At 71.2% G+C, this 26,994-nt stretch carries 24 protein-coding genes; 16 read left to right on the top strand and 8 right to left on the bottom strand.

Annotated elements, in window-relative coordinates; all coding sequences use genetic code 11:
- Positions 1 to 11: 11 nt before the first annotated feature.
- Complete coding sequence (locus Apa02nite_RS41905; protein ID WP_239164930.1) at positions 12 to 1,046, top strand: D-alanine--D-alanine ligase family protein; 1,035 nt, start codon at positions 12 to 14, stop codon at positions 1,044 to 1,046.
- Entirely contained in the window at positions 1,043 to 2,209 is a 1,167-nt protein-coding gene (gene alr, locus Apa02nite_RS41900; protein ID WP_203830041.1) for an alanine racemase, read from the top strand. The genes Apa02nite_RS41905 and alr overlap by 4 nt, the downstream gene beginning before the upstream one ends.
- Here the strand turns inward: alr and Apa02nite_RS41895 are convergent.
- Together Apa02nite_RS41895 and Apa02nite_RS41890 are read right to left on the bottom strand one after the other, a co-directional pair.
- Entirely contained in the window at positions 2,125 to 3,198 is a 1,074-nt protein-coding gene (locus tag Apa02nite_RS41895) for a sensor histidine kinase (RefSeq protein WP_239164929.1), read from the bottom strand. The two genes, alr and Apa02nite_RS41895, sit on opposite strands and share 85 nt — an antisense overlap.
- Positions 3,195 to 3,854, bottom strand: a complete 660-nt coding sequence (locus Apa02nite_RS41890; RefSeq protein WP_067690648.1) for a response regulator transcription factor — start codon at positions 3,852 to 3,854, stop codon at positions 3,195 to 3,197. Before Apa02nite_RS41890 ends, Apa02nite_RS41895 begins: the two co-directional genes overlap by 4 nt.
- A 103-nt stretch (positions 3,855 to 3,957) precedes the next feature.
- Between Apa02nite_RS41890 and Apa02nite_RS41885 the strand changes: the two genes are divergently transcribed.
- Positions 3,958 to 5,226, top strand: coding sequence for a calcium-binding protein (locus Apa02nite_RS41885; protein ID WP_203830040.1), 1,269 nt, complete (start codon positions 3,958 to 3,960; stop codon positions 5,224 to 5,226).
- 105 nt (positions 5,227 to 5,331) lie between these two features.
- Here the strand turns inward: Apa02nite_RS41885 and Apa02nite_RS41880 are convergent, their stop codons facing one another.
- Positions 5,332 to 7,032 carry a pectate lyase family protein gene (locus Apa02nite_RS41880; RefSeq protein WP_203830039.1) on the bottom strand — a complete coding sequence of 567 codons (1,701 nt, stop codon included), beginning with the start codon at positions 7,030 to 7,032 and terminating at the stop codon, positions 5,332 to 5,334.
- 209 nt (positions 7,033 to 7,241) lie between these two features.
- Between Apa02nite_RS41880 and Apa02nite_RS41875 the strand changes: the two genes are divergently transcribed.
- Positions 7,242 to 7,442 carry a hypothetical protein gene (locus Apa02nite_RS41875; protein ID WP_067690654.1) on the top strand — a complete coding sequence of 67 codons (201 nt, stop codon included), beginning with the start codon at positions 7,242 to 7,244 and terminating at the stop codon, positions 7,440 to 7,442.
- On the opposite strand, the gene Apa02nite_RS41870 is transcribed toward Apa02nite_RS41875, so the two are convergent.
- Positions 7,421 to 11,368, bottom strand: coding sequence for a bifunctional nitrate reductase/sulfite reductase flavoprotein subunit alpha (locus Apa02nite_RS41870; RefSeq protein WP_203830038.1), 3,948 nt, complete (start codon positions 11,366 to 11,368; stop codon positions 7,421 to 7,423). The genes Apa02nite_RS41875 and Apa02nite_RS41870 overlap by 22 nt on opposite strands.
- Positions 11,369 to 11,690: 322 nt before the next feature.
- Positions 11,691 to 12,032, bottom strand: coding sequence for a gamma-glutamylcyclotransferase family protein (locus Apa02nite_RS41865; RefSeq protein ID WP_203830037.1), 342 nt, complete (start codon positions 12,030 to 12,032; stop codon positions 11,691 to 11,693).
- 150 nt (positions 12,033 to 12,182) lie between these two features.
- Between Apa02nite_RS41865 and Apa02nite_RS41860 the strand changes: the two genes are divergently transcribed.
- The gene (locus Apa02nite_RS41860; RefSeq protein WP_203830036.1) at positions 12,183 to 12,650 is read left to right on the top strand and encodes a hypothetical protein; all 468 of its coding nucleotides are present in this window, start codon (positions 12,183 to 12,185) and stop codon (positions 12,648 to 12,650) included.
- Here Apa02nite_RS41860 and Apa02nite_RS41855 read toward each other — a convergent pair.
- Positions 12,638 to 14,269, bottom strand: a complete 1,632-nt coding sequence (locus Apa02nite_RS41855) for an amidohydrolase (RefSeq protein WP_203830035.1) — start codon at positions 14,267 to 14,269, stop codon at positions 12,638 to 12,640. The genes Apa02nite_RS41860 and Apa02nite_RS41855 overlap by 13 nt on opposite strands.
- A complete protein-coding gene (locus Apa02nite_RS41850; RefSeq protein WP_203830034.1) occupies positions 14,266 to 15,699 on the bottom strand; it encodes an APC family permease in 1,434 nt (477 codons plus the stop codon). The genes Apa02nite_RS41855 and Apa02nite_RS41850 overlap by 4 nt, the downstream gene beginning before the upstream one ends.
- Before the next feature lie 96 nt (positions 15,700 to 15,795).
- Here Apa02nite_RS41850 and Apa02nite_RS41845 point away from each other — a divergent pair, with 96 nt between their 5' ends.
- From Apa02nite_RS41845 to Apa02nite_RS41825, 5 genes are all read left to right on the top strand, one after another.
- On the top strand, positions 15,796 to 16,545 hold the full coding sequence (locus tag Apa02nite_RS41845; RefSeq protein ID WP_203830033.1) for a TetR/AcrR family transcriptional regulator: 750 nt from the start codon (positions 15,796 to 15,798) through the stop codon (positions 16,543 to 16,545).
- 124 nt (positions 16,546 to 16,669) lie between these two features.
- Positions 16,670 to 17,797 carry a calcium-binding protein gene (locus Apa02nite_RS41840; protein ID WP_203830032.1) on the top strand — a complete coding sequence of 376 codons (1,128 nt, stop codon included), beginning with the start codon at positions 16,670 to 16,672 and terminating at the stop codon, positions 17,795 to 17,797.
- Between the two features lie 436 nt (positions 17,798 to 18,233).
- The gene (locus Apa02nite_RS41835; protein WP_067690677.1) at positions 18,234 to 19,385 is read left to right on the top strand and encodes a Gfo/Idh/MocA family protein; all 1,152 of its coding nucleotides are present in this window, start codon (positions 18,234 to 18,236) and stop codon (positions 19,383 to 19,385) included.
- Between the two features lies 1 nt (position 19,386).
- Entirely contained in the window at positions 19,387 to 20,529 is a 1,143-nt protein-coding gene (locus tag Apa02nite_RS41830; RefSeq protein ID WP_203830031.1) for a dihydrodipicolinate synthase family protein, read from the top strand.
- Entirely contained in the window at positions 20,526 to 21,320 is a 795-nt protein-coding gene (locus Apa02nite_RS41825) for a sugar phosphate isomerase/epimerase family protein (RefSeq protein WP_203830030.1), read from the top strand. Before Apa02nite_RS41830 ends, Apa02nite_RS41825 begins: the two co-directional genes overlap by 4 nt.
- An 8-nt stretch (positions 21,321 to 21,328) precedes the next feature.
- On the opposite strand, the gene Apa02nite_RS41820 is transcribed toward Apa02nite_RS41825, so the two are convergent.
- Positions 21,329 to 21,655 carry a TfoX/Sxy family protein gene (locus tag Apa02nite_RS41820; RefSeq protein WP_067690685.1) on the bottom strand — a complete coding sequence of 109 codons (327 nt, stop codon included), beginning with the start codon at positions 21,653 to 21,655 and terminating at the stop codon, positions 21,329 to 21,331.
- Positions 21,656 to 21,741: 86 nt separating this feature from the next.
- On the opposite strand from Apa02nite_RS41820, the gene Apa02nite_RS41815 reads away from it, so the two are divergent.
- From Apa02nite_RS41815 to mgrA, 6 genes are all read left to right on the top strand, one after another.
- Entirely contained in the window at positions 21,742 to 22,284 is a 543-nt protein-coding gene (locus Apa02nite_RS41815; protein ID WP_067690688.1) for an RNA polymerase sigma factor, read from the top strand.
- The gene (locus tag Apa02nite_RS41810; protein WP_067690691.1) at positions 22,281 to 23,081 is read left to right on the top strand and encodes an anti-sigma factor family protein; all 801 of its coding nucleotides are present in this window, start codon (positions 22,281 to 22,283) and stop codon (positions 23,079 to 23,081) included. The genes Apa02nite_RS41815 and Apa02nite_RS41810 overlap by 4 nt, the downstream gene beginning before the upstream one ends.
- Positions 23,082 to 23,189: 108 nt before the next feature.
- Positions 23,190 to 23,990, top strand: coding sequence for an ABC transporter ATP-binding protein (locus tag Apa02nite_RS41805; protein WP_203830029.1), 801 nt, complete (start codon positions 23,190 to 23,192; stop codon positions 23,988 to 23,990).
- Entirely contained in the window at positions 23,987 to 25,297 is a 1,311-nt protein-coding gene (locus tag Apa02nite_RS41800; RefSeq protein WP_203830028.1) for a hypothetical protein, read from the top strand. Before Apa02nite_RS41805 ends, Apa02nite_RS41800 begins: the two co-directional genes overlap by 4 nt.
- Entirely contained in the window at positions 25,294 to 25,896 is a 603-nt protein-coding gene (locus Apa02nite_RS41795) for a hypothetical protein (RefSeq protein WP_203830027.1), read from the top strand. The genes Apa02nite_RS41800 and Apa02nite_RS41795 overlap by 4 nt, the downstream gene beginning before the upstream one ends.
- Before the next feature lie 29 nt (positions 25,897 to 25,925).
- Positions 25,926 to 26,954, top strand: coding sequence for an L-glyceraldehyde 3-phosphate reductase (gene mgrA / locus Apa02nite_RS41790; protein ID WP_203830026.1), 1,029 nt, complete (start codon positions 25,926 to 25,928; stop codon positions 26,952 to 26,954).
- Positions 26,955 to 26,994: the final 40 nt, after the last annotated feature.

Genomic DNA, 26,994 nt, shown 5'->3' with positions numbered 1-26,994 from the left:
GGATGTCCGCCATGCACAATTCCGCAGACAAGATCCGGGTCGCGGTGATCTTCGGCGGACGTAGCGCGGAGCACGACGTGTCCTGCCGCTCGGCGTCCTCGGTCTTCCGCTTCCTCGACCGGGACCGCTACCAGGTGGTGCCGATCCGGATCTCCCGCGCCGGCCGCTGGCAGGTCGGCACGGACGGCGCGGAGCCGGTCTTCCCGGCCGAGCCCACCGGCCAGACCTCGCTGGCGAGCATCCTCGACGCGCTCGCCACGCTGCGCGGCGTCGACGTCGTCTTTCCGGTGCTGCACGGCCCGTTCGGCGAGGACGGCACCCTGCAGGCGGTCCTCGAGATGGCCCGGATTCCGTACGTCGGCAGCGGCGTCCTGGCCAGCGCCACCGCGATGGACAAGGCGTTCACCAAGACGATCGTGGCGGCCGAGGGCATCCCGGTGGCCGACGGTGTGGTGCTGCGCGGCGAGGAACAGGTCACGCCCGCCGACCGGGACCGGCTCGGCCTGCCGGTCTTCGTCAAGCCGGCCCGCAGCGGCTCCAGCGTCGGTGTCTCCCGCGTCGACGACTGGGACGACCTGGCCGAGGCGATCGCGCTGGCCCGCAAGCACGACACCAAAGTCCTGGTGGAGGCGGCGGTGCTGGGCCGCGAGGTGGACATGGCGGTGCTGCAGCGCCCGGACCGGACGATCGAGGTCGGCCCGGCCCTGGAGATCAACCACTCGGCGTCATTCTTCGACTTCGACGCGAAGTACACGCCCGGCGCGGCCGCGTTCACCATCCCGGCCGACCTCAAGCCGGAGCACCGGGACCTGCTCGAGGACACCGCCCGCCGGGTGTTCGAGGCGCTCGGCTGTGCCGGCCTGCTGCGGGTGGACTTCTTCCTGACCGAGGTCGACGGGGCCGCCGTGGTGGTGATGAACGAGGTCAACACGCTGCCGGGCCTGACCGAGCTGTCGCAGTTCCCGCAGATCTGGCGGTCCGACGGGCTCTCCTACCCCGACCTGCTCGATCAGCTGGTGAGCACCGCCGCGTCGACCGAACGATGACCCGGGCGATCGTCGACCTGGACGCGATCGGGCACAACACCACGGTGCTGACCGGAGCGGCCGGCCGGGCGCAAGTGATGGCCGTGGTCAAGGCGAACGGATTCGGTCACGGCAGCGTGCCGGTGGCCCGCGCCGCGCTCGCACACGGCGCGTCCTGGCTCGGCGTGACCTCGCTGCGCGAGGCGATGGAGCTGCGCGGGGCGGGGATCGGTGCACCGATCCTGATGTGGCTCTACGCCCCGGACGACGTGCTGGACGAGGCCCTGCTCGCCGACGTCGACATCTCGGTGAGCTCGGCCCGGGCGCTCGAGGCGCTGGGCCGGACCGCGGGCCGGCTGGGTCGCGCCGCGGCGGTGCACCTCAAGGCGGACACCGGGCTGTCCCGGGCCGGCGCGACCGCCGCGGACTGGCCGCACCTGCTCACCGTCGCCGGGAAAATGCAGGCCGCGGGCCTGATCACGGTGCGCGGCCTGTGGTCGCACCTGGCCACCGCGGAGGACCCGGCGGACCCCGGACTGCACCGGCAGCTGCTCGATTTCGGTCACGCGCGGGCCGAGGCCGCCGCGGCCGGTTTCACCGGACCGCTGATCCATCTCGCGAACTCCGCGGCGGCCCTGCAGCTGCCGCAGGCGAGGTTCGATCTGGTACGACCAGGCATCGCCCTGTACGGCGTCGAGCCGATCCCCGGTCGCTCCTTCGGCCTGCGCCCCGCGATGACCCTGGAGTCCACAGTGATCCTGACCAAGCGGGTCGCGCCGGGCGCCGGGGTCTCCTACGGCCACGACCACGTCGTCGAGCGGGAGACCACGCTCGCCCTGGTCCCGGCCGGTTATGCGGACGGCGTGCCCCGGCGGGTCACCGGCCGGGCCGAGGTCACCGTGCACGGCGTCCGCCGCCCGATCGTCGGCCGGGTCGCCATGGACCAGGTCGTGGTGGACGTGGGTGACCTGCCGGTCAGCGCCGGCGACCGGGTGGTGCTCTTCGGCGCCGGCGGCCCGTCGGTGGACGAGTGGGCGGCCTGGGCGGACACCAACCCGCACGAGATCCTCACCGGGATCGGCGGCCGGGTGCCGCGCTGCTACCGCGGCCGCTCGGCCGGGAAGACGATCTCCACCCGGAGCCCGTCCCGCCCGGAGGAGTGCGCGCTGATGGCACCGTCGTGAGCCCGGCAGATCGACCGGGCGATGGTCAGGCCCAGGCCGGACCCGCCACTGTGGTCGATCCGGGTGCCGCCCAGCCGGCGGAACGGCTCGAACAGTCCGGAGACCGCCTCGGGTGGCACGTCGTCGCCGGTGTTGGTGACGGTCAGCGCGGGCTGGTCGCCGATCTCGACGTCGATCGAGCCGCCCGGCCGGTTGTACTTGATGGCGTTCTGCACCAGGTTGATGATCAGCCGCTCGAGCAGCACCCGTTCACCGAGCACCACCCGGGGCGTGAGCTTCCGGTTGATGGTCAGGCCGGCCTCGGCGGCCCGTACCTCGTGGTCGGCCAGGACGGTCTCGGTGATCTCGTCGAGCCGTAGCGGGATCTTGGTGACCAGCCCGCGGTCGCTCTCGCTGAGCACCAGCAGGCCCTCGATCAGTCGCTCGTTGCGCTCGTTGCTCTCCAGCAGCTGCGCGGTGACCAGGTCGAGCTTCTCCGGGGTGGTGGCCCGGGCCAGGCCCACCTCGATCAGGGTGCGCTGCACGGCGAGCGGGGTGCGCAGCTCGTGCGAGGCGTTCGCGGCGAAGTGCCGCTGCGCCTCGTAACCCATCGCGATCCGGTCCATCATCTCGTCGATGGCCCGGGCCAGCACGGTGATCTCGGTGTTGCCGGTGCCGGCGTTGATCCGGTAGCCCAGGTTCTGCGGGCCGACGCTGGCGATCACCGGCTCCAGCTCGCGGATCGGCCGCAGGCACCACCGGACCGCCCACCGGGCGCCGAACGGCAGGACCACCGCGATCAGGCAGACGAGCACCACGAACTGCAGATCGGTGCGGATGGCCATGACCTGACAGAGCTCACCGCGGGCGCCGGCCGGCCCGCAGATCTGTTCGCCGACCAGGCTCAGCCAGAACAGCAGGACGTCGCTGAGCCAGACGACGACCACCCCGAACAGGAACGCCGCGGTGCAGACCACCATGATCCGCCGGGCCGGCGACTGGGACTTCACTGGCCCAGCCGATAGCCCACGCGCGGCACGGTGTGGATGACCGCCGGCTCGCCGAGCTTCTTGCGCAACGTCATGATCGTGACGCGGACCGAGTTGGTGAACGGGTCGGCGTTCTCGTCCCAGGCCTGTTCCAGCAGCTCCTCGGCGCTGACCACCTGCCCGCCGGCGCGCAGCAGCACTCGCAGCACGGCGAACTCCTTCGGCGTCAGGGCCAGCGTCAGCCCGTCCCGCGCGGCGAAGTGCCGGACCGTGTCCAGCACCACGCCGTCCTGCTCCAGCACCGGCTTCAGCGGCGCCGCGGAGCGCCGGGCCAGCGCCTGCACCCGGGCCACCAGCTCGGCGAACGCGAACGGCTTGGTCAGGTAGTCGTCGGCGCCCAGCCCGAGCCCCTCGACCCGGTCGCGGATCCCGGCGGCCGCGGTCAGCAGCAGCAACCGGGTGTCGATGCCCTGGTCGACGGCGCGGACGCAGACCTCGTCACCGGTCAGGCCGGGCATGTCCCGGTCCAGGATCGCCACGTCGTAGCGGTGCGTGCTGATCCGCTCCAGCGCGTTCGTGCCGTCGTAGACGACATCCACCGCCATCGCGAACTGTCGCAGCCCGTCGGCGACCGTGTCGGCAAGCGTCCGCTCGTCATCGGCCATCAGAATCCGCACGTCCTGCCCGCCTTCCCGGAGACCCGGCCGTCACCATAACGACCAGTGCCCAACCGGGCCGCCGACCATTTATGATCCTCGGACTCGACGGGGGAGGATCCACTTGCGACGCGTTCCGAGGCTCTTGCTGGCCCTGGGTGTCACCACTGCCGCTGCCGCTGTTTTCGCCGGGCCCGCTGAGGCCGCGGAAGGCAGCATCGGCATCGCCACGGTGAGTGGCTCCAAGGTGCGATACAAGGCGGCCTACACCGGCGCGAACAGCGTCATCATAACGCGCAGTGGCCGGACGATCACGATTGACGACAAGAAGCTGATCAAGCCGGGCAAGGGCTGCAAGCAGGTCAAGGGCGACAAGACCAAGGTCCGGTGCAGCACGTCGGCGACGCCGACCCGGGTGTCGGTGAACCTGTACGCCGGCAACGACGTGCTGTCCAACCGGTCCGACGTGCCGATGGTCGCCTACGGTGACGACGGCAACGACCGGATCTACGGCGGCACCAAGGGCGACTCGATCGACGGCGGCCACGGCGCCGACAAGCTCTACGGCGGCGGCGGCAACGACCGGCTCAACGGCTCGTTCGAGAACGACCTGCTCAACGGCGGCGCGGGGAACGACACGATCCTCGGCGACTGGGGCAACGACACCGCGTACGGCGGCGCCGGCAACGACCGGTTCTACGGCGACCGGGGCAACGACCGGTTCTCCGGCGAGGACGGCACCGACTGGGCCGACGGCGGGGACGGCACCGACGTGTTCTCCGGCGGCAACGGCGCCGACGGTTTCCTCGGCGGCTCCGGCAACGACCGGGCGTACGGCGGCAACGGCGACGACTGGCTGCTCGGTGAGTCGGGCAGCGACCGCCTCGAGGGTGGCGCCGGCAACGACGACCTGACCGGCGACGACCAGCGGCAGGGCCCGATCGGCGCGGACGTGCTGCTCGGCGGCCCGGGCGTCGACACGGTCGAGTACAACCACCACACCAGGGCGGTGACCGTCGACCTGGACGGCGTCACCGGTGACGACGGGCAGGCCGGCGAGCGGGACACGGTCGGCGCCGACGTCGAGCGCATCTACGGCGGCCAGGGCAACGACCGGCTCACCGGCAACGGCGCGGCCAACTTCATCAACGGCATGGAGGGTGACGACGTCATCCTCGGTGGCGGCGGCAACGACGAGCTGGACGGCTCCGACGGCCGCGACAAGCTCTACGGCGAGGCCGGCGACGACTCGCTGAACGGCTTCGAGGTGTCCGGCCCGTTCGCCGCCGACCTGCTCGACGGCGGCGCCAACGCCACCACCACCGGCGACTCCTGCCTCTACACCTCCACCGACACCCTGGTCAGCTGCGAACACCAGCAGATCTGGTCGTGACCGGAGCGGGCTGCGGCGTCGTCAGGGCGCTTTTCGTACGTACGAAAAAACGCCGAAGGCGCCCGGCCGCCGTGAGCGGACCGGGCGCCTGGAGTGCGGCGAGTGTCAGATCTTGCCGGTGCCGATACCGGCCTTGACCAGTGCGGAGACCGCGGACGTCTGGTCCAGCGTGACCGAGTACGGCGCCTTGGTGAACGTGCCGGTCTGCGTGATCACCGGGGCCTCACCGCCGAAGTCGTTGCCGGAGATGACCGCGAAGCCGTCCTTGTCGGAGTCCTCGGTGGTCCAGACCGGCAGCTTGACGTCGACGAAGACGTTGTTCTGCACCAGGCACTGCGCGTCCATCAGGCAGTGGATGCCGCTGGTCTTGGCGTTGGTGAACAGGTTGTTGTAGAGGTGCACGGTGCCGAAGCGCAGGCGCGGGAGCCGGGACGCCACGTTGTCGAACCAGTTGTGGCTGTAGGTGATCCGCAGGTGGCCGGTGTCCTCGGCGGCGTTGCTGTCCGAGTGGCCGACGAGCGAGCCCTTGAAGTGGTCGTGCAGGTAGTTCCAGGAGACCGTGACGAAGTCGGTGGCGTGGGTCAGGTCCACCATGCCGTCGTAGAAGTCCTTGTCGTGGCTGGTGTCGTTGAAGAGCTCGTTGTGGTCGATCCAGATGTGGTCCGACTTCTGCGCCGCGATCAGGTCGGTCGGCGCCTGCGCGAACGAGATCTTCAGGTTGCGGATGATGACGTTGCTGGCCTTCTTGATGAAGAAGCCCGCACCGGTCAGGCCGGCGTTCGCGCCGACACCCACGATGGTCTTGTTCGAGGAGACCACCACCTCGTCGGCACCGCTGCCCTGCAGGACGCTGGAGAGCTGCAGGATCTTCGCGCCGTCCGAGGCGGCCTCGGTGACCAGCTGGGACAGCGAGGTGATCTTCACGGTGGTGCCGCCGGCGCCACCGGTGGTGCCCTCGCCGAAGCCGATCGGGCTGGTCTCGAACGCGGTGCTGGTGCCGCTGCCTCCGCTCGTCGCCGACGCGGATGCCGACGTGGTCGCGGTCGGACTCGCGGTCGCGGTCTTCGTGGGTGCGGCGGTCGCGGTCGCCGAGGCGGTCGGAGCCGTGGTCGTCGGCGCGGTCGTCGGTGCGGTGGTCGCGGCGGCCCCGCCGGTGCTGACCAGCACGTCGTCGAACTCGGCGGTGGCGTCGTAGGTCTGCACGCCGACCCGGCCCTTGCCGAACGCGGTAGCGGTCGCGGACAGGATCGACGCCCCGTTCACCGAGCCGCTCAGCGTGCTCCCGCTGACCTTCAGCGCCAGCGTGTACGACTCGCCGGCCTTGACGGTCAGGGCCGCCTCGCCGAGGACGGTGGCCGAGCCGGACTTCACCGACTCCAGGCGCACCTTGTTCGTGCCGGTCAGCGCGAGCCGGTAGAAGCTGGTCGAGCTGGTCGAGCGGGCCACGAGCGCGGCGTACCCGCCGGTGGCGACGGCGAGCGGCTCGACCCGGGCCTGCACGGTGTAGTCGGTCCAGCTGGTGTCGCCGGCGAACTGCCGGGCCAGCGTCGCACCGGACTTGCCCTGCTTGAGCACCTTGCTGCCGTCGCTGACGACCGACCAGTCACCACCCGACTTGGTCCAGCCGGCGGTGTCACCGTCCTCGAAGTTGTCGGAGAACCCGGCGGCGGTCGCGGTGTCGGCGTCGGCGAACGATACGCCGGCCACCGTGCCGAGCCCGGCGACGACCACGGCCATGCCGGTCGCCAGCACGACTTTCCGCTTCCGGCGACTCGGCTTGTTCGCGCTGTCTTCGGCGCTGTTCATGGGTGTTCCTTCCGCTTCGGGGCGAGGCGGGGTGGGGGAAGGTCGCCTCATGGGGGAGGTGGCGCCGACCGCCAAGATCCGTTGCCTGACATGACTGTGATGGCCGTCACGTCGTAACGGGCGCTCACTCAGCCCGGATGGCGGTTGTCCTGATTCGCGGGGATAGGGGACGCTTCCAGCCCATCCCGCTGCCGAGCCCAGGAGTTCCCATGCCTACGCACGCCCTGCATCGGACGGTGGCAGTCGCCGCTCTCGTCTTCATCGGCGCGGCCCTGCTGATCCTGAGCGGTCTGCTCTCCGGAATCGTCGGCGACGCGGTCTACCTGCTGCTGCCGCTCAGCTGGCTGACCGCCTGCTGCGGGCTGGCCGGGATGGCGCTGAACCGCGCTCAGTACACGTCCCGCACGTAACGCTTCTCGGCGGCGAGCTGCTTCAGGTACGCGGTGGCCGCTTCCGGGCTCAGCCGGCCGTGGTTGACCGCGATCTCGTGCAGGGCGCCGTCGACGTCCTTCGCCATCCGGCTGGCGTCGCCGCAGACGTAGAAGTGCGCGCCGCCGGTCAGCCAGGCCCACACCTGCGCGCCGTGCTCCCGCATCCGGTCCTGGACATAGACCTTGGCCCGCTGATCCCGGGAGAACGCCAGGTCCAGGCGGGTCAGCGTGCCCGCCGCGGACAGCGCCGCCAGCTCCTCGGCATAGTAGAAATCGGTCGCCTGGCGCTGCTCGCCGAAGAACAGCCAGTTCGCCCCGGACGCGCCGCTCGCCTGCCGCTCCTGCAGGAACCCGAGGAACGGCGCCACCCCGGTGCCCGGCCCCACCATGATCATCGCGGTGGCCGGGTCGGCCGGCGGCCGGAAGTGCGGCGCCCTTTGCACGAACAACGACACCTCGAGATCCGGTTCGGCGTCCGCCAGGTGCGTCGAGCAGACACCCTTCCGGGTACGCCCGAGCAGGCTGTCGAACCGCACCACCGACACGGTCAGGCTCACCTGATCCGGGTCGACGAGCGGTGTCGAGCTGATCGAATACAGCCGGGGCTGCAACCGCTTCAGCACGCCGACCCACTCCTGCGCCGACGCGCGCACTCCCTGCTCGGCGATCAGGTCGACGGCTTGGCGCCCCCAGGACCACTTCGCCAGCTCACCCTTGTTGTCCGGCCGCAACAGCGTGCGCAGCTGCGCGTCCCCACCGCGGTCGGCGGTGAACCGGAGCAGGTCGCTGGTGATCCGGGTGATGTCCAGGTGCTTGGACAGCGCCTCGCCGAGCGGGAGCATGCCGACCCGGTCGAGCTCGACGGCGTCGTCCGCGGCCAAGCCGGTGACGGTCAGCCACTCGCTGACCAGGTCCGGGCAGTTGACCGGCCACACGCCGAGCGCGTCACCGGCCCGGTAGTCCAGCCGCCCGCCGGTGTGGAACGTGAACCGGCGGACCTCCTTGGCCGAGCCGGGCTCGCTGAGCAGCTGGTTGCCGACCAGGTGGGCGGTCATCGGCGCGGCCCGGGTCGGTGCGACCGGGGGCGGGGCGGTCAGCGCCGAGACGACCGATTCCAGCCAGTCGGTGGCGGTGTCCTCGAAGTCCGGCTCGCAGTCGGCGCGCGGGGCGAGCCGGGTGCCGCCCAGTTCGGCGAGCCGTTCGTCGAGGCGGCGGCCGTGTCCGCAGAAGTCGTCGTAACTGGAATCGCCGAAGGCCAGCACCGCGAACCGGCGGCCGTCCAGCCGGGGCGCGCCGTCGCCGGTCAGCGACTGCCAGAACGCGGTGCCGTTGTCCGGTGCGTCGCCGTCACCGAACGTGCTGGTCACCACGAGCAGGTCGGCGTCCGGGTCGAGCAGGTCGGGTGCGGCGCCGTCCATGCCGCGTACCGAGATCTGGTGACCGGTCGTGGCCAGGCGGTTCTGTAGTCCGCGCGCGAAATCCTCCGCGTTGCCGGTCTGTGAGGCCCAGAGGATCTGCAGCCGTGGCCCGGTCGGCTGCGGCCTGGCCACGGCCTTCACGGGCGCGGTGGTGAAGACCCCGGCGAGCAGGCCGTTCACCCACATCGTGGTGTCCGGGTCGAAGGGGGCGTTCCCCGGCAGGGTGGGCGCGCCGGCCAGGCCCGGTGGCAGCCCGGCGATGAACCCGGCCAGGTAGCGGCGCTGCGGGTCGGTCAGCGCGGGCGGCACCGGATCCAGGCCGAGCAGGTCGTGGATCGTGGTGCCCGAGGTGGCGACCGGCGCCGGGACGGCGACCTTGGAGAGATTGACGGCGCAGATCTTCAGTTCCGGCTGGAAGCTCAGCGGGTCGACCGCGTCGCTGGTCACCGCGTTGACGCTGACGTACTCGCCGAACAGGTCGTTCCAGTGGAACGGCGCGAAGCACGACCCCGGCAGCACCCGGTCGGTGAGCACCGCGGGCAGCACCGCCCGGCCCCGCCGCGACGCGATCTCCACCTGATCGTTCTCGGCCACCCCGAGCGCCGCCGCGTCCGCCGGGTTGATCTCCACGAACGGGCCGGGGTTGAGCTTGTTGAGCTTGGCGACCTTGCCGGTCTTGGTCATCGTGTGCCACTGGTGCTGCAGCCGGCCGGTGTTCAGCACGAACGGGAAGTCGTCGTCCGGCAGCTCGGCCGGGTCCAGGTGCGGGCGGGCATGGAAGACCGCTCGGCCGCTCGCGGTGGCGAACCGGAAACCACCGCCTTCGGCGCGATAGCGAATCGGGTTGCGGTCCGGCCCACCGGGCACGGCCGGCCACTGCACCGGGCCCGCTTCGAGCCTTTCGTACGACACTCCGCGCAGGTCATAACCGGTCTGCGGGTTCGCGAACTGCTTGATCTCGTCGAGGATCTCGGACGCGCTGCCGTACGAAAAGGCTTGGGCATAGCCCATTGCGGCCGCGACCCGGGCGATCAGCAACCAGTCCGGCAACGCCTCGTCCGGCGCGTCCACCACCGGGTGGACCAGGGTCAGACTGCGCTCAGAGTTGATCATGATGCCGTCCGTTTCGGACCACATCGCGGCCGGCAGCGCGATGTCGGCGTACGCGTTCGTCTCGGTCTCCGCGAACGCGTCCTGGGTGATCACCAGCTCGGCGGCCTCCAACCCGGCGATCACCGTCTTCCGGTTGCCGACCGAGGCGACCGGGTTGGTGCAGACGATCCAGCAGGCCTTGATCCGTCCGGCGGCCATCTGCTCGAACATCTCGACGGTGCCCTTGCCGACGTCGGTGCGCAGGGTGCCGCCGGGCAGGTCCCAGACCCGCTCGGTGAACTCGCGGTCCGCCGGGACCAGCACCGATCGCTGCCCGGGCAGACCCGGACCCATGTAGCCCATCTCCCGGCCGCCCATCGCGTTCGGCTGCCCGGTGAGCGAGAACGGGCCACTTCCGGTGCGGCAGATCGCGCCGGTCGCCAGGTGCAGATTGCAGATCGCGTTGGTGTTCCAGGTGCCGTGCGTGCTCTGGTTCAGCCCCATGGTCCACAGCGAGACCCAGTTCGGGGCGTCGCTGATCCACTCGGCGGCGGTGCGGATGTCCGCTTCTGCCAGCCCGGTCAGCTCGGCCACCCGGTCCGGCGGGTAGTCCGCGAGCAGCTCCGGCATCGCGGCCCAGCCCTCGGTGTACCCCGTGATGAACTCCTCGTCCTTCTCGACGAGGTGCAGCAGGCCGTTGAGCAGTGCCAGGTCGGTGCCCGGCCGGATCTGCAGGAACAGGTCGGCCTTGTCGGCGGTGGCGCTGCGCCGCGGATCCACCACGATCAGCTTGGCGCCGGCCTTGACCCGCTCCATCATCCGCAGGAACAGGATCGGGTGGCAGTCCGCCATGTTCGCGCCGATCACGAAGAAGACGTCCGCGTGGTCCAGGTCGTCGTACGACCCGGGCGGCCCGTCGGCGCCCAGCGACAGCTTGTAGCCGGTGCCCGCGCTGGCCATGCAGAGCCGCGAGTTCGACTCGATGTTGTTGGTGCCGATGTAGCCCTTGACCAGCTTGTTCGCCAGGTACTGGGCTTCCAGGGTCATCTGGCCGGAGACGTACATGGCGAACGCGTCCGGCCCGTGCTCGTCGACGATCGTCCGCAGCCGGCGCCCGGTCTCCGCGATCGCCTCGTCCAGGTTCTGCTTCTGCGGCTCGGCGCCGCGCTCCGGCCGGACCAGGGCGTAGCCCAGCCGCCCCTCGGCCTGCAGCAGCTCGGCGCTGGTGGCGCCCTTGGTGCAGAGCCGGCCGCGGTTGGCCGGATGCGCCTTGTCGCCGGTCGCCTTGAGGACGCGGCGGCGCCCGTCCGGGTCGCTCGCCACGTCGAGCACGATGCCGCAGCCGACGCCGCAGTAGCCGCAGACGGTGCGCACCTGGGTGACATCGGCGGCCACAGGGGGAGTCCTTCCGTCCGGGGTCGTCCTCGCATGGCCACGGTAGGAAGCGGGGATTACCGCCCGGTCACCCCCACCTACGTCAACGAGTTACCCGAACCTCACCACGGCCGCCGACCGCTTGTGACCCGCCTGACCGCTCCGCGCAACGCCCGCGGTCCGCTCGCGGTCCCCCGGCTGGTCCTCAGGGGTGTCTCGCGGGTCCGGAGGCGCCCCTCAGAGCCAGCCGTCGCAGCGTCGGCGGTCCGCTCGCGGTTCGCCGGCTGGTTTTTAGGGGTGTCTCGTGGGCCCCGAGGCACCCCTGAGGGCCAGCCGGGGGCGGTCAGTAGGCGGCGGCGCTCACGTAGACCCAGGCGCGGACGCCGGAGCTGAGCGAGAGCAGCACCCGGTGGTAGTCGGCCACCTCGTACTTGTCCGCGGCGAGCAGCTCGTCCTCGGAGACCTCGTAGACCGCGCCGGGGATCCGGTCGTGCTCGACGCCGGTCTCCACGACGATCGGGTGACGGGTCTCGCCGCTGATCGCGATGACCTCCGGGTCGGTGATCTCCAGGAGTCGCACCGCGTAACCGGGCAACGTGTCGGCCCGGCCCTCCAGCTCCCGTCCGAAGTTGGCCCGCTGAACCGCGGACTCCTGCAGGGTGCCGTACGAGAAGAGCAGAGGCATGACCCTGATCCTGCCGGGTTTTGCCTCGCCGGTTTAGCCTGCGTCTCGGGTGACGGGACCGAGGGGGTCGCTGTGGGTACTTGGTTGGCCACTGTCCGCTTCCCGGATGGCACCGCGAGATATGCCGCATACAGCACTGTCTCTGGGTCGATGTCGACCGAGCTGCATGCGATGTTTCACGTGGAACACTACCGAGAGTCAATCTGTGGTGACCCGCTGCCGAGATTTCCCGAGGCGCCGCGCGCCCCGATTGATCAGCTGATCCCGGTCGAGATCAGCCACGCGCCGGACGACTATCACTGGGCGGCCGTTTACTGTCCGCGACGGGCGATGGTGCTCGGCCCGCTCTCGCCGTACTGGATGTGGCGCGTCCAGGAGAGCCACGAGATGATCCGTGGCGTGGCCGACGAATTGCGGCATTTATCGCAACTGGCGGATCGGGCCCGGTGCGGGGCGCCCGTGTCGGGCACCCCGCTGCCGTACCGCCGTTACGCCGTCATGGGCTTCGCGGACTGGGACGAGGCGGACCAGCCGCCCGAGGTGGACATCTTCGCCACCTGGAACAGCCCGGACATCTGCCGCGAGTGCCTGGCCGTCGTGGCCGCTCAGGACCGATAGACCGCCGTGCCGCCGACGAAGGTCATCGCGACCTTCGTCGCGGAAATCTCCGCGGCCGGGCCGTCGAACGGGTCGCGGTCCAGCACCACCAGGTCCGCGACGTTTCCGGTACGGATACTGCCGCTGTCGTCCCGGTGATTCACGTACGCGCTACCCGCCGTGTAGGCCGCCAGCGCCGTTCCGAGGTCCAGCCGCTGCGCCGGCAGGAACACCCGCCCGTCGTCCTCGCCGGGCGCCGACCGGTTCACCGCCACGTGGATGCCCTCGATCGGGTTCGGGCTGCTCACCGGCCAGTCCGAGCCGGCCGCCAGGGTCGCACCGGCCCGCAGCAGGTCACCGAACGGATACTGCCACCCGGCCCGCTCCGCCCCGAGGAACGGAATGGTCAGTTCGTCCATCTGCGGCTCGTGCGCGGCCCACAGTGGCTGCAGGTTCGCGGTCGCGCCGAGCCGCCGGAACCGGTTGATGTCGGCGGGGTGCACCACCTGGAGGTGGGCCAGATGCGGCCGGGTGTCCCGGAACCCGTTCTTGCCGCGGGCCGCCTCGATCGCGTCCAGCGCCTCGCGGACCGCCCGGTCGCCGAGCGCGTGGAAGTGCACCTGGAAGCCGAGCGCGTCGAGTTCGGTGACGTACCCGTTCAGCGCGGTCGGCTCGACGAAGCTCAGGCCGCTGTTCGGCGTCGGGCAGCCGCACGCGTCCAGGTAGGGCGCGGTCATCGCGGCGGTGAAGTTCTCCGCCACCCCGTCCTGCATGATCTTCACGGTCGAGCAGCTCAGCCGGCCGTGGGTGAGCTGCGCACGATGTGCGACCAGCTCCGGGATCTGCTCGCCGCCGCGGTCCCGGTCCCACCAGAGCGCCCCGGTCACCGACGCGGTGAGCCAGCCCTCGCGGGCCGCGGTCAGGTAGGCGTCGGCCGGGTCCGGGTAGCCGTTCGAGCCGCGCAGCATGGCGTCCTGCCAGCCGGTGATGCCCAGCGAGTGCAGCAGGTCCTGCGCCCGGCGCAGCCCGGCCACCAGCTCGGCCGGGGTGGTCTTCGGGATCAGGTGGTTGACCAGGGTGACCGCGCCCTCCTGCAGGGCGCCGGCCGGGTGCCCGCAGGCGTCCCGGTTGATCACCCCGTCGGCCGGGTCCGGGGTGTCCCGGGTGAGGCCGGCCCGCTCCAGGGCGACCGAGTTGACCCAGGCACCGTGGTGGTCGCGGTTGGTCAGGTAGACCGGCCGGTCCGGGACGACCCGGTCGAGCAGCTCCTTGGTCGGCACGCCGCCCGGGAAGCTCTCCATCGACCAGCCACTGCCGGTGATCCACTCCTGGTCCGGGTGCGCGGCGGCGTAGGCGACCACCCGGGACAGGTATTCGTTCAGGTCGGTGGTGCCGGTCAGGTCGCACTCGCCCATCTCGACGCCGCCGAAGACCGCGTGCACGTGCGCGTCCTGGAAACCGGGGATCAGCAGCCGGCCGGCCAGGTCGACGACCTCGGTGCCCGGGCCGCGCAGCTCGTCCAGGTCGTGACCGACCGCCAGGATCCGCCCGTCCTTGACGGCCACCGCGGTCGCCCGGGTGCGGGCCGCGTCGACGGTGAACGCGGGTCCACCGGTGAAGAGCAGGTCAGCGGTGGTCATACGGTCTCCTCGGCAGTGGCAGCGACGGCGGTGACGAAATAGGGGGAACGGCGGCGCCACTTGGCGACCGCGGCGGCGGCCAGGCCGAGCAGCACGATGAGTGCCGGCGCGGCCAGGTTGAACCAGCCGTTGTCGACGCTGATGGCGAACCCGTCGCTGAGTGTCGCGTAGTACCCGGCGAGGTAGACGCCGAGGGCGAGCAACGTCGTACCGGAAAGGAGCGGGACCACGACGGCCCGCAAGCCTTCGGCGGGGTTCGTCCGCAGGAGTCCGCGGAAGCGGACCGCGGAGGCGACAGCGGTCAGTCCGTAATAGATCGCCACGAGCAGGCCGATGGTGTTGACCGCGGCGAGGATCGCCTGGTTGAGGGTGGGAATGGCGAACTCCAGCAGGGCGACGAACCCGGCGATCACCGCGATCGCGACGGTGCCGGCGGCCGGGGCGCCACGCGGGTTGAGCCGTGCCCAGGCCGGGCCGAGCGTCCGGTCCCGGCTCATCGCCAGGGTCAGCCGGGCGGTCGGGATCACCCCGGACTGCACCGACGCGATCGCCGAGAACATCAGGGCCAGCAGCGGCAGCGACGCCCACGGCTCGCCGACCAGCTTCGCGGCGTAGTAGCTGAGCCCCTGCGCGCCGTTCTCGGCCAGCTTGCCGACCGGCAGCACCCGCTGGAACGCGATCGAGCCGAGCACGAAGAGGCCGAGCATGGTGAAGAGCGCGATGTAGCCGCCGCGGGCCGCGTCCTCCGGGTTGCGGGTCTCCTCGGTGACGCTGAACGCCGCGTCCCAGCCCCAGTAGAAGAAGACCGCCAGGACCAGGCCCTGTGCCAGCGAGGTGACCGAGTCGAAGGCGAACGGGTTCAGCCCGGAGAGCGAGAACGGCTGGTCGCCGACGATCATGCCCCAGCCGCAGAAGACGATCAGGACCGCGTACTCGAAGATCAGCAGGTACTTCTGGAAGTTCGCGGCGTGGCTGACCCCGCGGATCGCGGTCCAGGTCACCGCGACCAGGATGACCAGGCCGACCAGGGTGCACTGGGCGGTCGAGTTCGGGTCGAGGCCGTGCAGGCCGAGCTTGTCGGCGGTCTGGATGAGCAGCGAGCCGCAGATCGCCGTGGTGTAGGCCAGGAAGATCACCGTGCCGGCGATCGGGATCCAGCCGGCCAGGAAGCCCAGCCACGGGCCGAGCGTGCTGCCCACCCAGGTGTATCCGGCGCCGCAGTTCGGTTCGGAGCGGTTCAGGCGGGCGTAGGCGCCGGCGATGCCGAGCATCGGCAGGAACGCCAGGATCAGCAGGATCGGCACCTGGTGACCGACGGTCGCGGCCAGCACCCCGGTGCCGATCGCGATGCTGGTGGTGGCGGCGGTGCTGGACGCGGCGATGACAACGCCGTCCACGACGCCGAGCGACTTCGGCATGGCTGTGTTCATCCGTGCGCTCCTCAGAGTGGCCCTGGCCACAGATGCAACGACATTTGAACACTGATGTCAACGGTGTTCACAACGTTGTTTCACTAGGATGTGGTCATGGCGAAGAGGGAGCGGGGCACGCTGAGCCGGGCCGAGATCGTGCGGGTGGCGATGGAGGTGGCCGAGGCGGAGGGTTCCGACGCGCTGACGTTCCGGCGGCTCGGGCCGGCGCTAGGGGTGGCGCCGACCGCGGTGCTGCGGCACTTCCGGGACAAGGACGAGCTGCTGCTGGCGATCGGCGCGCAACTGCTGGAGAACGCCCTCGCTGAGGTCGACCACGACGAGCCGAGCTGGCGCGAGCGGATCATGTCGCTGTCCCGGGCCACCCGCCGGGCGTTCGTCGCGCATCCCCGGGTCGCGGCCCTGGTGGCCACCCGGACGCTGCGCCAGGAGGCCGAGTTCCGCACCGTGGAGCTGATCATCGGGGCGATGGAGCAGGCCGGGCTGAGCGGGCGGGCGGCGGCCAGCATGTACCGGGTGGTCGCCGACACCGTGCTGGCCTGGACGGCCTTCGAGGCGAACGTGCACGCGGTCGGGCTGGACGTGATGCGCCAGGACGGCCTGGCCTGGGACCGGGAGTACGTGGTGCTGCCCGCCGACAGGTACCCGCACATCCGCGGGGTGGCCGAACACCTGAGCGAGGTCGACCGGGAGGACCAGTTCGAGCTGGCCCTCGAACTGGTCCTGGACGCGGTCGAGGCGCGCGGCACCGCCGCGGGCCACCTGCTCGACGGCGGCGCGAACGGCGCCTCCGGCGACGAGTGCCAGCCGGACACTCTGGACATCGCGGTCAACTGCGAACGCTGAGTCAACGCGGGGGTCCGTTGGCCCCCGCGTTGACTTTTCCGGGGTGCTGACGGACGGCGTACCCAAGATATGATCACGCCGCCGTGCGGCATGGATGCCGCCCGGATCCTTGGGGAGGATCCACGTGCTTCACTCTCTTCTGCCCGCCCGTCTCGGCGCGGCTCTTCTCGCAACTGTTTCGATCGGCGCGTTCGCCGCGCCCGCGCAGGCCGCCACCGCCGGCGTCGCCTCGATTTCCGGCACCAAGTTCCGCTACGTGGCCGGCAGCAGCCAGACCAACCGCGTGGTGATCACCCGCAGCGGCAACACCGTGACCGTCGACGATCGGGTCGCGGTCAAGGCCGGCAAGGGCTGCAAAGCGGTCAAGGGTGACAAGACCAAGGTCCGTTGCACCGGCAAGGGCCCGACCCGGGTCAACATCTGGCTCTACGACGGCAACGACTCGGTGGTGAACAACTCCGGTCTGCCGATGACCGCCGAGGGCGGCTCGGGCAACGACAAACTCGTCGGCGGCTCGCGCGGTGACACCCTGCGGGGGATGTCCGGCGCCGACCGGCTCTACGGCATGGGCGGCAACGACCACCTCGACGCCGACACCGGCAACGACGCGCTCTCCGGCGGTGACGGCAACGACACCCTGGTCGGCTGGGCCGGCAACGACACCCTCTACGGCGGCAACGGCAACGACTCGCTCGAGGGCGTCGACGGCAACGACAAGCTGTACGGCGGTTACGGCCAGGACGGCCTCTCCGGTGGCCGGGGCAAGGACCGGCTCGACGGTGGCCCCGGCAACGACGGGCTGGACGGCGACGACGCCTCCACGGCCGTCTACGCCGACGTCCTGCTCGGCGGCGCCGGCACCGACGCGGTGTCGTACTACGGCCGGACCCGGGCGGTCTGGGCGGACGCCGACGGAGTTGGCGACGACGGCCAGTCCGGCGAGCACGACAACGTGGGCACCGACGTCGAGACCCTGATCGGTGGCACCGGCAACGACCGTCTGACCGGCAACAACAGCGCCGGCCAGCTCCAGGGCGGCCCCGGCGACGACATCCTGCACGGCGGCGGCGGCAACGACCTGGTGGAGGGCGGCGAGGGCCGCGACTACCTGTACGGCGACGCCGGCGACGACCAGCTCTTCGGCTACGAGGACCGGGCCGCCGCGGACCACCTTGACGGCGGCGCGAACGGCGTGGCCGGCGACGAGTGCCACCCCTACGCCCCGGACGTGGCCGTCAACTGCGAACGCTGACCCCTTAGCACCGCCCAACGAATCCCGCGCTCCCCACCGAGCGCGGGATTCGCCCTTTCCCACCCCGTCGGCCGCCGCCTGCGTGGAGAGTTGCGGTCCGCTCCGCACCGAAAGTCCCCACGCTGCTGTCGGGTGCCGCCTGCGTGGGGAGTTGCGGTCGGCTCCGCGCCGAAAGTCCCCACGCAAGTGTCGGGCGCGGCTTGTGTGGGGAGTTGGGGTTCGCTCCGCACCGAAAGTCCCCACGCAAGTGTCGGGCGCGGCTTGTGTGGGGAGTTGCGGTTGGGTTTGCGCTAAAAGCCCCACGCAGGGGGTTTGTGGGCAGGCTCGCGGGGGTGGTTCGGCGGTGTGTGAATTGACTCTTGTTCCGGGCCGATCAGCGTCCTACGCTGCCAGCAGCAGGAAAGCGCTTTCCCAAAGCACCCGGAGGTAACCGCACATGGCAGCGCGCAGATCGATCGGCATTGTGCTCAACGGAGTGACCGGCCGGATGGGGTATCGGCAGCACCTGGTCCGTTCCCTGCTGGCCATCCGTGAGCAGGGCGGCGTGGCCCTGCCCGGCGGCGGCCACATCTGGCCCGAGCCGATCCTGGTCGGCCGCGACCCGGACAAGCTCGCCGCGATCGCCGCGCGGCACGGCCTCACCGAGTGGACCACCGACCTGGACGCCGCGCTGGCCCGGCCGGACGTGGAGATCTATTTCGACGCGCAGGTGACCCAGCAGCGGGAGAAGGCGATCCGGCAGGCGATCGGCGCCGGCAAGCACGTCTACACGGAGAAGCCGCTCGCGGAGAGTTCGGCGGCCGCCGAGGAGCTGGCCGAGCTGGCCGGCGCGGCCGGGATCCGCAGCGGTGTCGTGCAGGACAAGCTCTTCCTGCCCGGACTCCGCAAGCTGAAGCGGCTGATCGACGGCGGGTTCTTCGGCCGGATCCTGTCGGTGCGCGGCGAGTTCGGCTACTGGGTCTTCGAGGGGGACTGGCAGGTCGCCCAGCGGCCGAGCTGGAACTACCGGCTGGCCGACGGCGGCGGCATCGTGATGGACATGTTCCCGCACTGGAACTACGTGCTGGAGGAGCTGTTCGGCGCGGTCCGCGGGGTGCAGACCACGATCGCCACGCACGTGGAGCGCCGGGTGGACGAGCGCGGCGAGGAGTACACCGCTGACGCCGACGACGCCGCGTACGCGATCTTCGAACTCGAGGGTGGCATCGTCGCCCAGATCAATTCGTCGTGGGCGGTCCGGGTGAACCGGGACGAGCTCGTCGAGTTCCAGGTCGACGGGACGCTGGGCAGCGCCGTGGCCGGTCTGCGCGGCTGCAAGATCCAGCACCGGGCCACCACGCCGAAGCCGGTCTGGAACCCGGATCTGCCGTTGACCGGCGCGTCGTTCCGGGACCAGTGGGCCGAGGTGCCCGACAACGACGAGTTCGACAACGGCTTCAAGGTCCAGTGGGAGGCGTTCCTCCGGCACGTGGTGGCCGGCGAGGCGTTCCACTGGGACTTCGCGTCCGGTGCCCGCGGGGTGCGGCTGGCCGAGGCCGGTCTGCAGTCGGCGCGCGAGGGCCGACGCATCGAGCTGGGGAACGCCTGACATGGCCACGGTGCACCTCCCCGACGGCCGCGACCTGGTCCTTTCCGGACAGCAGTCATGGGAAATACCGAAAAACCCACCCACAAACCGGATTGCGTACGCGGCGGCGCACGTCGTCGCCGACCCGCGCGCGCAGAACGCCCCGGGCGCGCCCGCGGTCCTGGACTGGGAGACCACGCTGGCCTTCCGCCATCACCTGTGGTCGCACGGTCTCGGTGTCGCCGAGGCGATGGACACCGCGCAGCGCGGGATGGGCCTGGACTACGCCGCGACCAAGGAACTGATCCGGCGCAGCGCGGCCGAGGCCCGGTCCGCGGGCGGTCGCATCGTGGCCGGTGTCGCCACCGACCAGCTGGCACCCGGCGCGGCCACCCTCGAGCAGGTCGGCCGGGCCTACGCCGAGCAGTTGAGCGACGTGCTCACCGCGGGTGCGGTCCCGGTGCTGATGTGCAGCCGCCACCTGGCCGCCACCGCCCGCGACGCCGACGACTATCTGGCGATCTACCGACCCTTGCTGGAAAAGTCCGACAAACCTGTCGTGCTGCACTGGCTCGGCACCGCGTTCGACCCGGCGCTCGAGGGCTACTGGGGTTCGTCCGACGTGGACAAGGCGACCGAGACCCTGCTCGAGCTGATCAACAGCAACGCGGCCAAGGTCGACGGCGTCAAGGTCTCGCTGCTCGACGCGGACCACGAGATCCGCCTGCGCCGCAGGCTCCCGGCCGGCGTCCGGCTCTACACCGGTGACGACTTCAACTATCCCGACCTGATCCGCGGCGACGAGCAGGGCTATTCGGACGCGCTGCTCGGCATCTTCGCGGCGATCGCCCCGGCCGCCGCTGCCGCGTTCGCCGCGCTGGACCGCGGTGACCTGGCCGAGTACGACCGGATCTTCGCGCCGACCGTCCCGCTCTCCCGGCACATCTTCGAGAAGCCGACCTTCTACTACAAGACCGGCATCGTCTTCCTCGCCTGGCTGACCGGTCACCAGCGGCACTTCACCATGGTCGGCGGCCTGCAGTCGGGTCGCTCGGTGCCGCACTTCGCCACCCTGATCGAGCTCGCCGACACCGCCGGCCTGCTCCCTGACCCGGACCTGGCCGCCCACCGGGCGAACCGGTTCTTCGAGGTGATGGCCGGATGAGCCGTTTCTCCTTCAACCAGATCACCGCCAAGCTGTGGGACCTGCCGGACCTGGTCGCCGGCTGTGTCGAGGCCGGCGTCGGCCAGGTCGCGCTCTGGCGTGAGCCGGTCACCGAGTACGGCCTGGAGCGTTCCGCCGCCCTGGTCCGGGACGCCGGCCTGTCGGTGACCACGCTCTGCCGCAGCGGCTTCTTCCAGGCGCCGGACTGGTTCGACGACAACCGCCGGGCCATCGACGAGGCCGCCGCCCTGGACACCAAGGTGCTGGTGCTGGTCTCCGGCGGGCTCCCGGCCGGTTCGAAGGACCTGGCCGGCGCCCGGCAGCACGTCGCCGACGCGATCGCCGAGCTGGTGCCGCACGCGGCCGCCGCCGGGGTGACCCTGGCGATCGAGCCGCTGCACCCGATGTACGCCGCGGACCGCTGCGTGATCAGCACCTGGGATCAGGCCATGGCGATCGCCGAGCAGCACCCGGTCGGGCAGGTCGGTGTCACCGTCGACACGTACCACCTGTGGTGGGACGACACCGTGCTGGACCGGATCGCGCGGGCCGGCGAGCGGATCGCGATCTACCAGCTGGCCGACTGGGTCACCCCGCTGCCGCAGGGAGTGCTGACCGGCCGTGGCCTGCCCGGTGACGGGTGCATCGACATGGCCGCGTTCCACGCCGCGGTGGAGAAGGCCGGGTATGCGGGGCCGATCGAGGTCGAGGTGATGAACGCCGAGCTGTGGGAGCGTCCCGGACGGGAGATCCTGGACGCGACGCTCACCTCGTACCGAAAAGTGGTTTAAAAAGGTCTTTATTTTGGTGGCAGCGAGCTGGCGAAGTCGACGCCGGCTCGCAGCCACCGGGCCAGCTCCTCGTCGTCGAGACGGTCGCCGTCGACCACGATCCAGTTCTTCATCGGACGGCCGGTGAAGTCGAAGACCCGGGTGCCCGGCTCGGTGAGCGCGGCCTCGCCGGCCTCCGCGCCGAGCCGCACGATCAGGTCGTCGCCCATCACGCCGACGGCCATGTTGCCGTGCACCATGAAGGTGATCCCGCCGAACATCCGCTTGTCGGTCACGCCGTCCGCGTCCGCGAACGCGTCCCGGATCCGTTCCGCGAGTCCCTCGTCGAAGGCCATACCGCCCAACGTACGGCAGAGCCACTCTGTGACGCGCGTCACTCTTCCTGGAGAACCGAAGGTCATCTGCCGTCGTCTTGCTGGTTGTGAGACCAAGTCAGGACGAGGCGGAGCTGGTGCGCCGCACCGCAGCCGGTGACCGGCACGCGTTCGACGAGCTGTATCGGCGCACGTCGCCGTGGCTCGCCGTCCGCCTGCGCCGGCGCTGCTCGGACGACGACGTGATCGCCGACGTGATGCAGGAGACGTATCTGGCGGTGTGGCGGGCGGCCGGCGACTTCGCCGGGTCGGCCACCACAGGCAGCGCGGTCGGCTGGATGTGGACCATCGCGGCCAACCGGCTCGTCGACGCGTTCCGGCGGCGCGCCCGGCAGAAGGACCTGCCGGCCGTGCAACTCGCCGCGACGGTCGCACCGGCCGCCGAGGATGAGGTGATGGCCGGCCGGGTCGGGCACGACCTGGAGCAGGCGCTGCTCACGCTGCCCGACGACGTACGCCAGGTGCTCCGCGCCATGGTCCTCGACGGTCTCTCGGTCCGGGAGACGTCGCTGCTGCTGGGAGTGCCCGAGGGCACCGTGAAAACCCGGGCGCGGCGGGCCCGGCTCGCTCTGCGGGAGGCGCTGTCATGACCGGACACCCGAACCCCACCTGGATCACCCGGTACGCCGACGGCGACCCGGCTCTCGACGAGGCCACGGTCTGGTCGGTCGAGGTGCACCTCGAGGACTGCGCGGACTGCCGGGCGCTGCTGACCACGGACGTGCCGGACGACCTGCGGGCGCTGCTCGAGCGGGTGGCGGCCGGTGTGGACGAGGGCGTCACGACCGGACCCGCTCCGGCCCGCCGCCGGCCCTGGTCGGCGGCCCGGCACCGATGGCTGATCTGGCAGCTGGTGCCGTGGCTGACCATGACGATCGCGGTACTGGGCTGCGCGGTGCTGCTCCAAGGCTTGCAGCCCAGCCTGCCGTCGCTGGTGCTGCTGCTGGCTCCGGTCGCGCCGCTGCCCGGTGTGGCGGTGGCGTGGAGCCGGGGCAGTGATCCGGCCTGGGAGCTGATCGCCGGCACCCCGACCGCCGGACTGCCGTTGCTGCTGCGGCGTACCGCTGCGGTGCTGGCCGTGGTGATCCCGGTGCTCGGGCTGGCCAGCGACCGGACCGGGGCGTCGCTGGCCCTGGCACTGCTGCCGTGCCTGGCGTTCACCACGGTGACCGTCGCGCTCGGCGTCTTCGTCGGCGTCCGCCGCGCGGCCCTCGGGTTGGCGGCCGGATGGGGCCTCGCGGTGGCAGTGCCGTCCCTGATCAATCTGCGCCTGCCGGGCGTGCTCCAGGCGGGCAGCGCCGGGCTGTGGTTGCTGGTCATCGCGGTGTCCGCGGGGTTCGCCCTGATCCGGTCCGACCGTTTCCGGCGGCTGTCCAGCCACCACTGAGCTCTCTCGCGCCGCCTCACGGCGGCGCCACCTGAACCTCCCCGGCGCCGTCGGGTTGTCGCTTCCCCGCGACAGCTGTCGGCGCAATCAATCGAAGGAGACCGATTTATGCGTACGGTGAGCGCGGCCGAGACGGCCCCCACCACCCACCCGTGGGTGGTGCACGCCGAGGGCCTGCGCGTGCGGGCCGGCCGGCACCTGGCCGTCGACGGACTCGACCTGGCCCTGGGCACGGGGGTGCACGGCCTGCTCGGTCCGAACGGCGCCGGCAAGACCACGCTGATGCGCGCGCTGGCCACCGTCATCGAACCGGCCGGCGGGGCGCTGACCCTGCTCGGCGAGTCGGTGGCCGGCCGCGCCGACCTGCGCCGGGTCCGCCGCGGGCTGGGCTACCTGCCGCAGCAGTTCGGCTTCTACCCGCGGTTCACCGTGCGGGAGTTCGTCGAGTACATGGCCTGGCTCAAGGAGATGCCGAGGCCGTCGGTGCCGGGCGCGGTGCAGCGGGCGATCGAACGGGTCGGTCTCGCCGACCGGGCCGGCTCGCGGATGAAGACGCTGTCCGGCGGCATGCTGCGCCGGGCCGGCATCGCGCAGGCGATCGTCAACGACCCCTCGGTGCTGCTGCTCGACGAACCGACCGTCGGCCTCGACCCGGAGCAGCGCCTCGACTTCCGGGAGCTGTTGCGTGACCTGGGCGTCGACAGCTGCGTCCTGGTCTCCACGCACCTGGTCGAGGACGTGGTGGCGGCGTGCTCCGACGTCGTGATGATCAACGCGGGCCGGCTGGTCTTCCAGGGCACCCCGGACGAGCTGATCGGCCAGGGTGGCGAGGGCGACGCCGGGGACAGTCCCGCCGAGCGGGGTTACTCCGCGCTGCTGCGCCGGCACCGGGCGGAGGCCGCCCGATGAGCCGCGTGCTGGGTATCGAGCTGCGCCGGTCGGCGGCCCTCGGATCGGCCCTGATCGTGCTGGCGGTCGGCGCCGCGCTGATGTATCTCGCGAGCGGCTCGATGACCGGGTCGGAGTGGTCGGTCGGGTGGATGCAGCTGGCCATGACCCAGCGGTTGTACCTGGTGCTGCTCTGGCCGCTGGCCCTGGCCGCCGGCGCCTGGCAGGGCCGCCGGGAGAAGAAGTCGGACGTCGGTGAGCTGTTCGCCAGCACGCCCCGGCCCCGGGTGCGGCGGGCCGTGCCGACGATCACCGCGATGGCCCTCGCCATGATCGCCGGCTACCTGCTGGTGGGCGTCGCGGCCGGGGTGTCGATCTTCAGGACCGCCGACTACCTGCCGTCCGCGGTCCTGGGTGTCGCCGCGGTCGGCGGCCTGACGCTGATCGCCGGGGTCTGGCTCGGTCTGGCGGTCGGCCGCCTGCTGCCGCACCCGGTGACCCCGCCGGTCCTGGCCGTGGCGGGTCTCGGCCTGCTGCTGGGCCTGCCCTGGGCCACCCGGCCCCGAGGTTGGCTGTCCATGGTCTTCTCGCCGATCGACGAGATGAACATGCCGGACGACTACGCGACGGTGCCCTGGCAGGTCAGCGGCTCCCAGGCGATCTGGATGGCCGCGCTCGCGGTCGCCGGCGCGATGCTGTTCGCGTCCGGCACCTGGCGGACCCGCGTGGCGGCGCTGCTGCCGCTCGGGGTGGGCGCCGCGCTGGCCATCCTGGTCATGCCGCACCAGAACCGGATCGTCACCGACTCGGTCGACCCGGTCGCGAAGGCGCTGGTCTGCGCGAAGGACGAACCGCGGGTGTGCGTCAGCCGGGTGCACGCCGGGCTGCTGCCCGAGCTGGTCGGCCCGGCCCGGGAGGCGCTGACCGTCCTGGCGAAGCTGCCGGGCGGGCCGACCCGGGTCCACGAGGACAACACCACGTACCTGCCGTTCGTGCCGGCGCCGCAGACCGCCGACACCGCCTTGCTGCGCGTCGAGGTCGGCGCCGGCGGTCACCTGGCCGAGCCGTCCGCGGTGGTGCCGGAGACGGTGATCGCGGCGTTCACCGGCCCGTACGAGTGCGAGGAGGGGCCGTCCTGGGCCCAGGCGCGCGCGGCCGGGTACTGGTTGGTCGGGCAGGAGCCGCCGACCGCCGTCTCGGAGTTCGACGACCCCGAGCGCGCCGCCGAGGCCCGGGCACTCTGGGCGCAGCTGCGTGCCCTGCCCGCGGAGCAGGCGACGGCCAAGGTGCTCGCGATCCGCGCCGACGCGCTGAAGTGCACGACGTGAGGTGGCTGACGCTGTACCTGCGCTCGCGGCGGGCCCCGATGGCGCTGTCGCTGGCGGCCGGCTGCGCGGTGCTGATGTGGTTGCTGGCGCTGGGCAACACCCAGAACGGCGTGGTGGCCCCGGAACTGATCGTGCTGACCGTCCTGCTGATGGTGGCCGGGCTGACCACCACCCTGACCAGCCCGGACTATGCGCTGGACCGGACCGCCGCCCTGCGGTGGCCGGTCCGGCGGGCCGGGCACCTGCTGACCGTGTTGCTGATCGTGGTGGGACTGCTGGCGGTCACCCTGGTCACCCCGGCCCGGTTCAGCCCGGCGTGGGTGGTGGTCCGCGACGCGGCCGGGCTGCTCGGGATGACCGCGCTGAGCGCCACCCTGCTCACCCCGGCCCGGTCCTGGTTCCTGCCACTCGGCTGGACGCTGTTCGCCGTGATGTTCCCGCAGGGGGAGGGTGCCCTCGGGCGGGTACTGACCTGGCAGTCCCAGGCGCCGGGGGACACCGCGGCCCTGGTCACGGCGCTGGTGCTGGCGCTCGGCGGGTTCGCCGCCTACACCCTGACCGGGCCGTCGAGGCGAGCAGTCGCCGAGGTCGGCGGGTAGGACCACCCGGGGTGGGATATGAATCAACGGTGACCTCTTACGCAGCCGCCCCGAGCCGGTACGACGCCATGACGTACCGCCGCGTCGGACGCAGCGGCCTGAAACTGCCCGCCGTCTCGCTGGGGTTGTGGCACAACTTCGGCGACGACAAGCCGATCGAGACGCAGCGGGCCGTGCTGCGCCGCGCCTTCGACCTCGGTGTGACGCACTTCGACCTGGCCAACAACTACGGCCCGCCGTACGGCTCGGCCGAGATCAATTTCGGTCGCCTGTTCGCCGAGGATTTCGCCCCGCACCGGGACGAGCTGATCATCTCGACGAAGGCCGGGTACGACATGTGGCCCGGCCCGTACGGCGACCACGGCTCCCGTAAATACCTGACCGCGTCCCTGGACCAGTCCCTGAAGCGGATGGGGCTGGACTATGTGGACATCTTCTACTCGCACCGCTTCGACCCGGACACCCCGCTCGAGGAGACGATGGGCGCGCTGGACACCGCGGTGCGCTCCGGCAAGGCGCTGTACGCCGGCATCTCGTCGTACTCGCCGGCCAAGACTGCCGAGGCCGCCGCGATCCTGCGTGACCTGGGCACCCCGCTGCTGATCCACCAGCCGTCGTACTCGATGTTGAACCGCTGGATCGAGGAGGATCTGCTCGACGTGCTGGAGCGGGAGGGCGCCGGCTGCATCGGTTTCTCCCCGTTGGCGCAGGGCATGCTCACCGACCGCTACCTGAACGGCATCCCGGAGGGGTCGCGGGCCGGCGAGCACAAGTCGCTCACCCCGGACTGGCTGAACGAGGAGAACCTCGGCAAGATCCGGGCGCTGAACGGCATCGCCGAACGGCGTGGCCAGAGCCTGGCCCAGCTGGCGATCGCCTGGTCGGTCCGCGACCCGCGGGTCACCTCGGTGGTGCTCGGCGCGAGCAGCGTGTCCCAGCTGGAGAACAACCTGGCGGCGCTGGACAACACCACGTTCACCGCCGACGAGCTGGCCGAGATCGACAAGTACGCGACCGAGTCCGGGATCAACCTCTGGGCCGGGTCGAGCGCGCACTGACCTCGGCGCCTCCCGGGCTTTGGCTGGCTCGCAGGGGTGA

This window comes from Actinoplanes palleronii (assembly GCF_016862315.1).
Taxonomy (GTDB): Bacteria; Actinomycetota; Actinomycetes; order Mycobacteriales; family Micromonosporaceae; genus Actinoplanes; species Actinoplanes palleronii.
The sequence above is the reverse complement of the archived record's forward strand: the minus strand, read 5'-3'. Positions and strand labels throughout refer to the sequence as shown.

Coding starts and splice junctions, on each gene's coding strand:
- Apa02nite_RS41825 (WP_203830030.1), top strand. CDS start 20,526: ATGAGCCGTTTCTCCTTCAACCAGATCACCGCCAAGCTGTGGGACCTG.
- Apa02nite_RS41855 (WP_203830035.1), bottom strand. CDS start 14,269: ATGACCACCGCTGACCTGCTCTTCACCGGTGGACCCGCGTTCACCGTC.
- Apa02nite_RS41830 (WP_203830031.1), top strand. CDS start 19,387: ATGGCCACGGTGCACCTCCCCGACGGCCGCGACCTGGTCCTTTCCGGA.
- Apa02nite_RS41905 (WP_239164930.1), top strand. CDS start 12: ATGCACAATTCCGCAGACAAGATCCGGGTCGCGGTGATCTTCGGCGGA.
- Apa02nite_RS41810 (WP_067690691.1), top strand. CDS start 22,281: ATGACCGGACACCCGAACCCCACCTGGATCACCCGGTACGCCGACGGC.
- Apa02nite_RS41860 (WP_203830036.1), top strand. CDS start 12,183: ATGTCGACCGAGCTGCATGCGATGTTTCACGTGGAACACTACCGAGAG.
- Apa02nite_RS41835 (WP_067690677.1), top strand. CDS start 18,234: ATGGCAGCGCGCAGATCGATCGGCATTGTGCTCAACGGAGTGACCGGC.
- Apa02nite_RS41880 (WP_203830039.1), bottom strand. CDS start 7,032: ATGAACAGCGCCGAAGACAGCGCGAACAAGCCGAGTCGCCGGAAGCGG.
- Apa02nite_RS41845 (WP_203830033.1), top strand. CDS start 15,796: ATGGCGAAGAGGGAGCGGGGCACGCTGAGCCGGGCCGAGATCGTGCGG.
- Apa02nite_RS41805 (WP_203830029.1), top strand. CDS start 23,190: ATGCGTACGGTGAGCGCGGCCGAGACGGCCCCCACCACCCACCCGTGG.
- Apa02nite_RS41850 (WP_203830034.1), bottom strand. CDS start 15,699: ATGAACACAGCCATGCCGAAGTCGCTCGGCGTCGTGGACGGCGTTGTC.
- Apa02nite_RS41820 (WP_067690685.1), bottom strand. CDS start 21,655: ATGGCCTTCGACGAGGGACTCGCGGAACGGATCCGGGACGCGTTCGCG.
- Apa02nite_RS41875 (WP_067690654.1), top strand. CDS start 7,242: ATGCCTACGCACGCCCTGCATCGGACGGTGGCAGTCGCCGCTCTCGTC.
- Apa02nite_RS41800 (WP_203830028.1), top strand. CDS start 23,987: ATGAGCCGCGTGCTGGGTATCGAGCTGCGCCGGTCGGCGGCCCTCGGA.
- Apa02nite_RS41865 (WP_203830037.1), bottom strand. CDS start 12,032: ATGCCTCTGCTCTTCTCGTACGGCACCCTGCAGGAGTCCGCGGTTCAG.
- alr (WP_203830041.1), top strand. CDS start 1,043: ATGACCCGGGCGATCGTCGACCTGGACGCGATCGGGCACAACACCACG.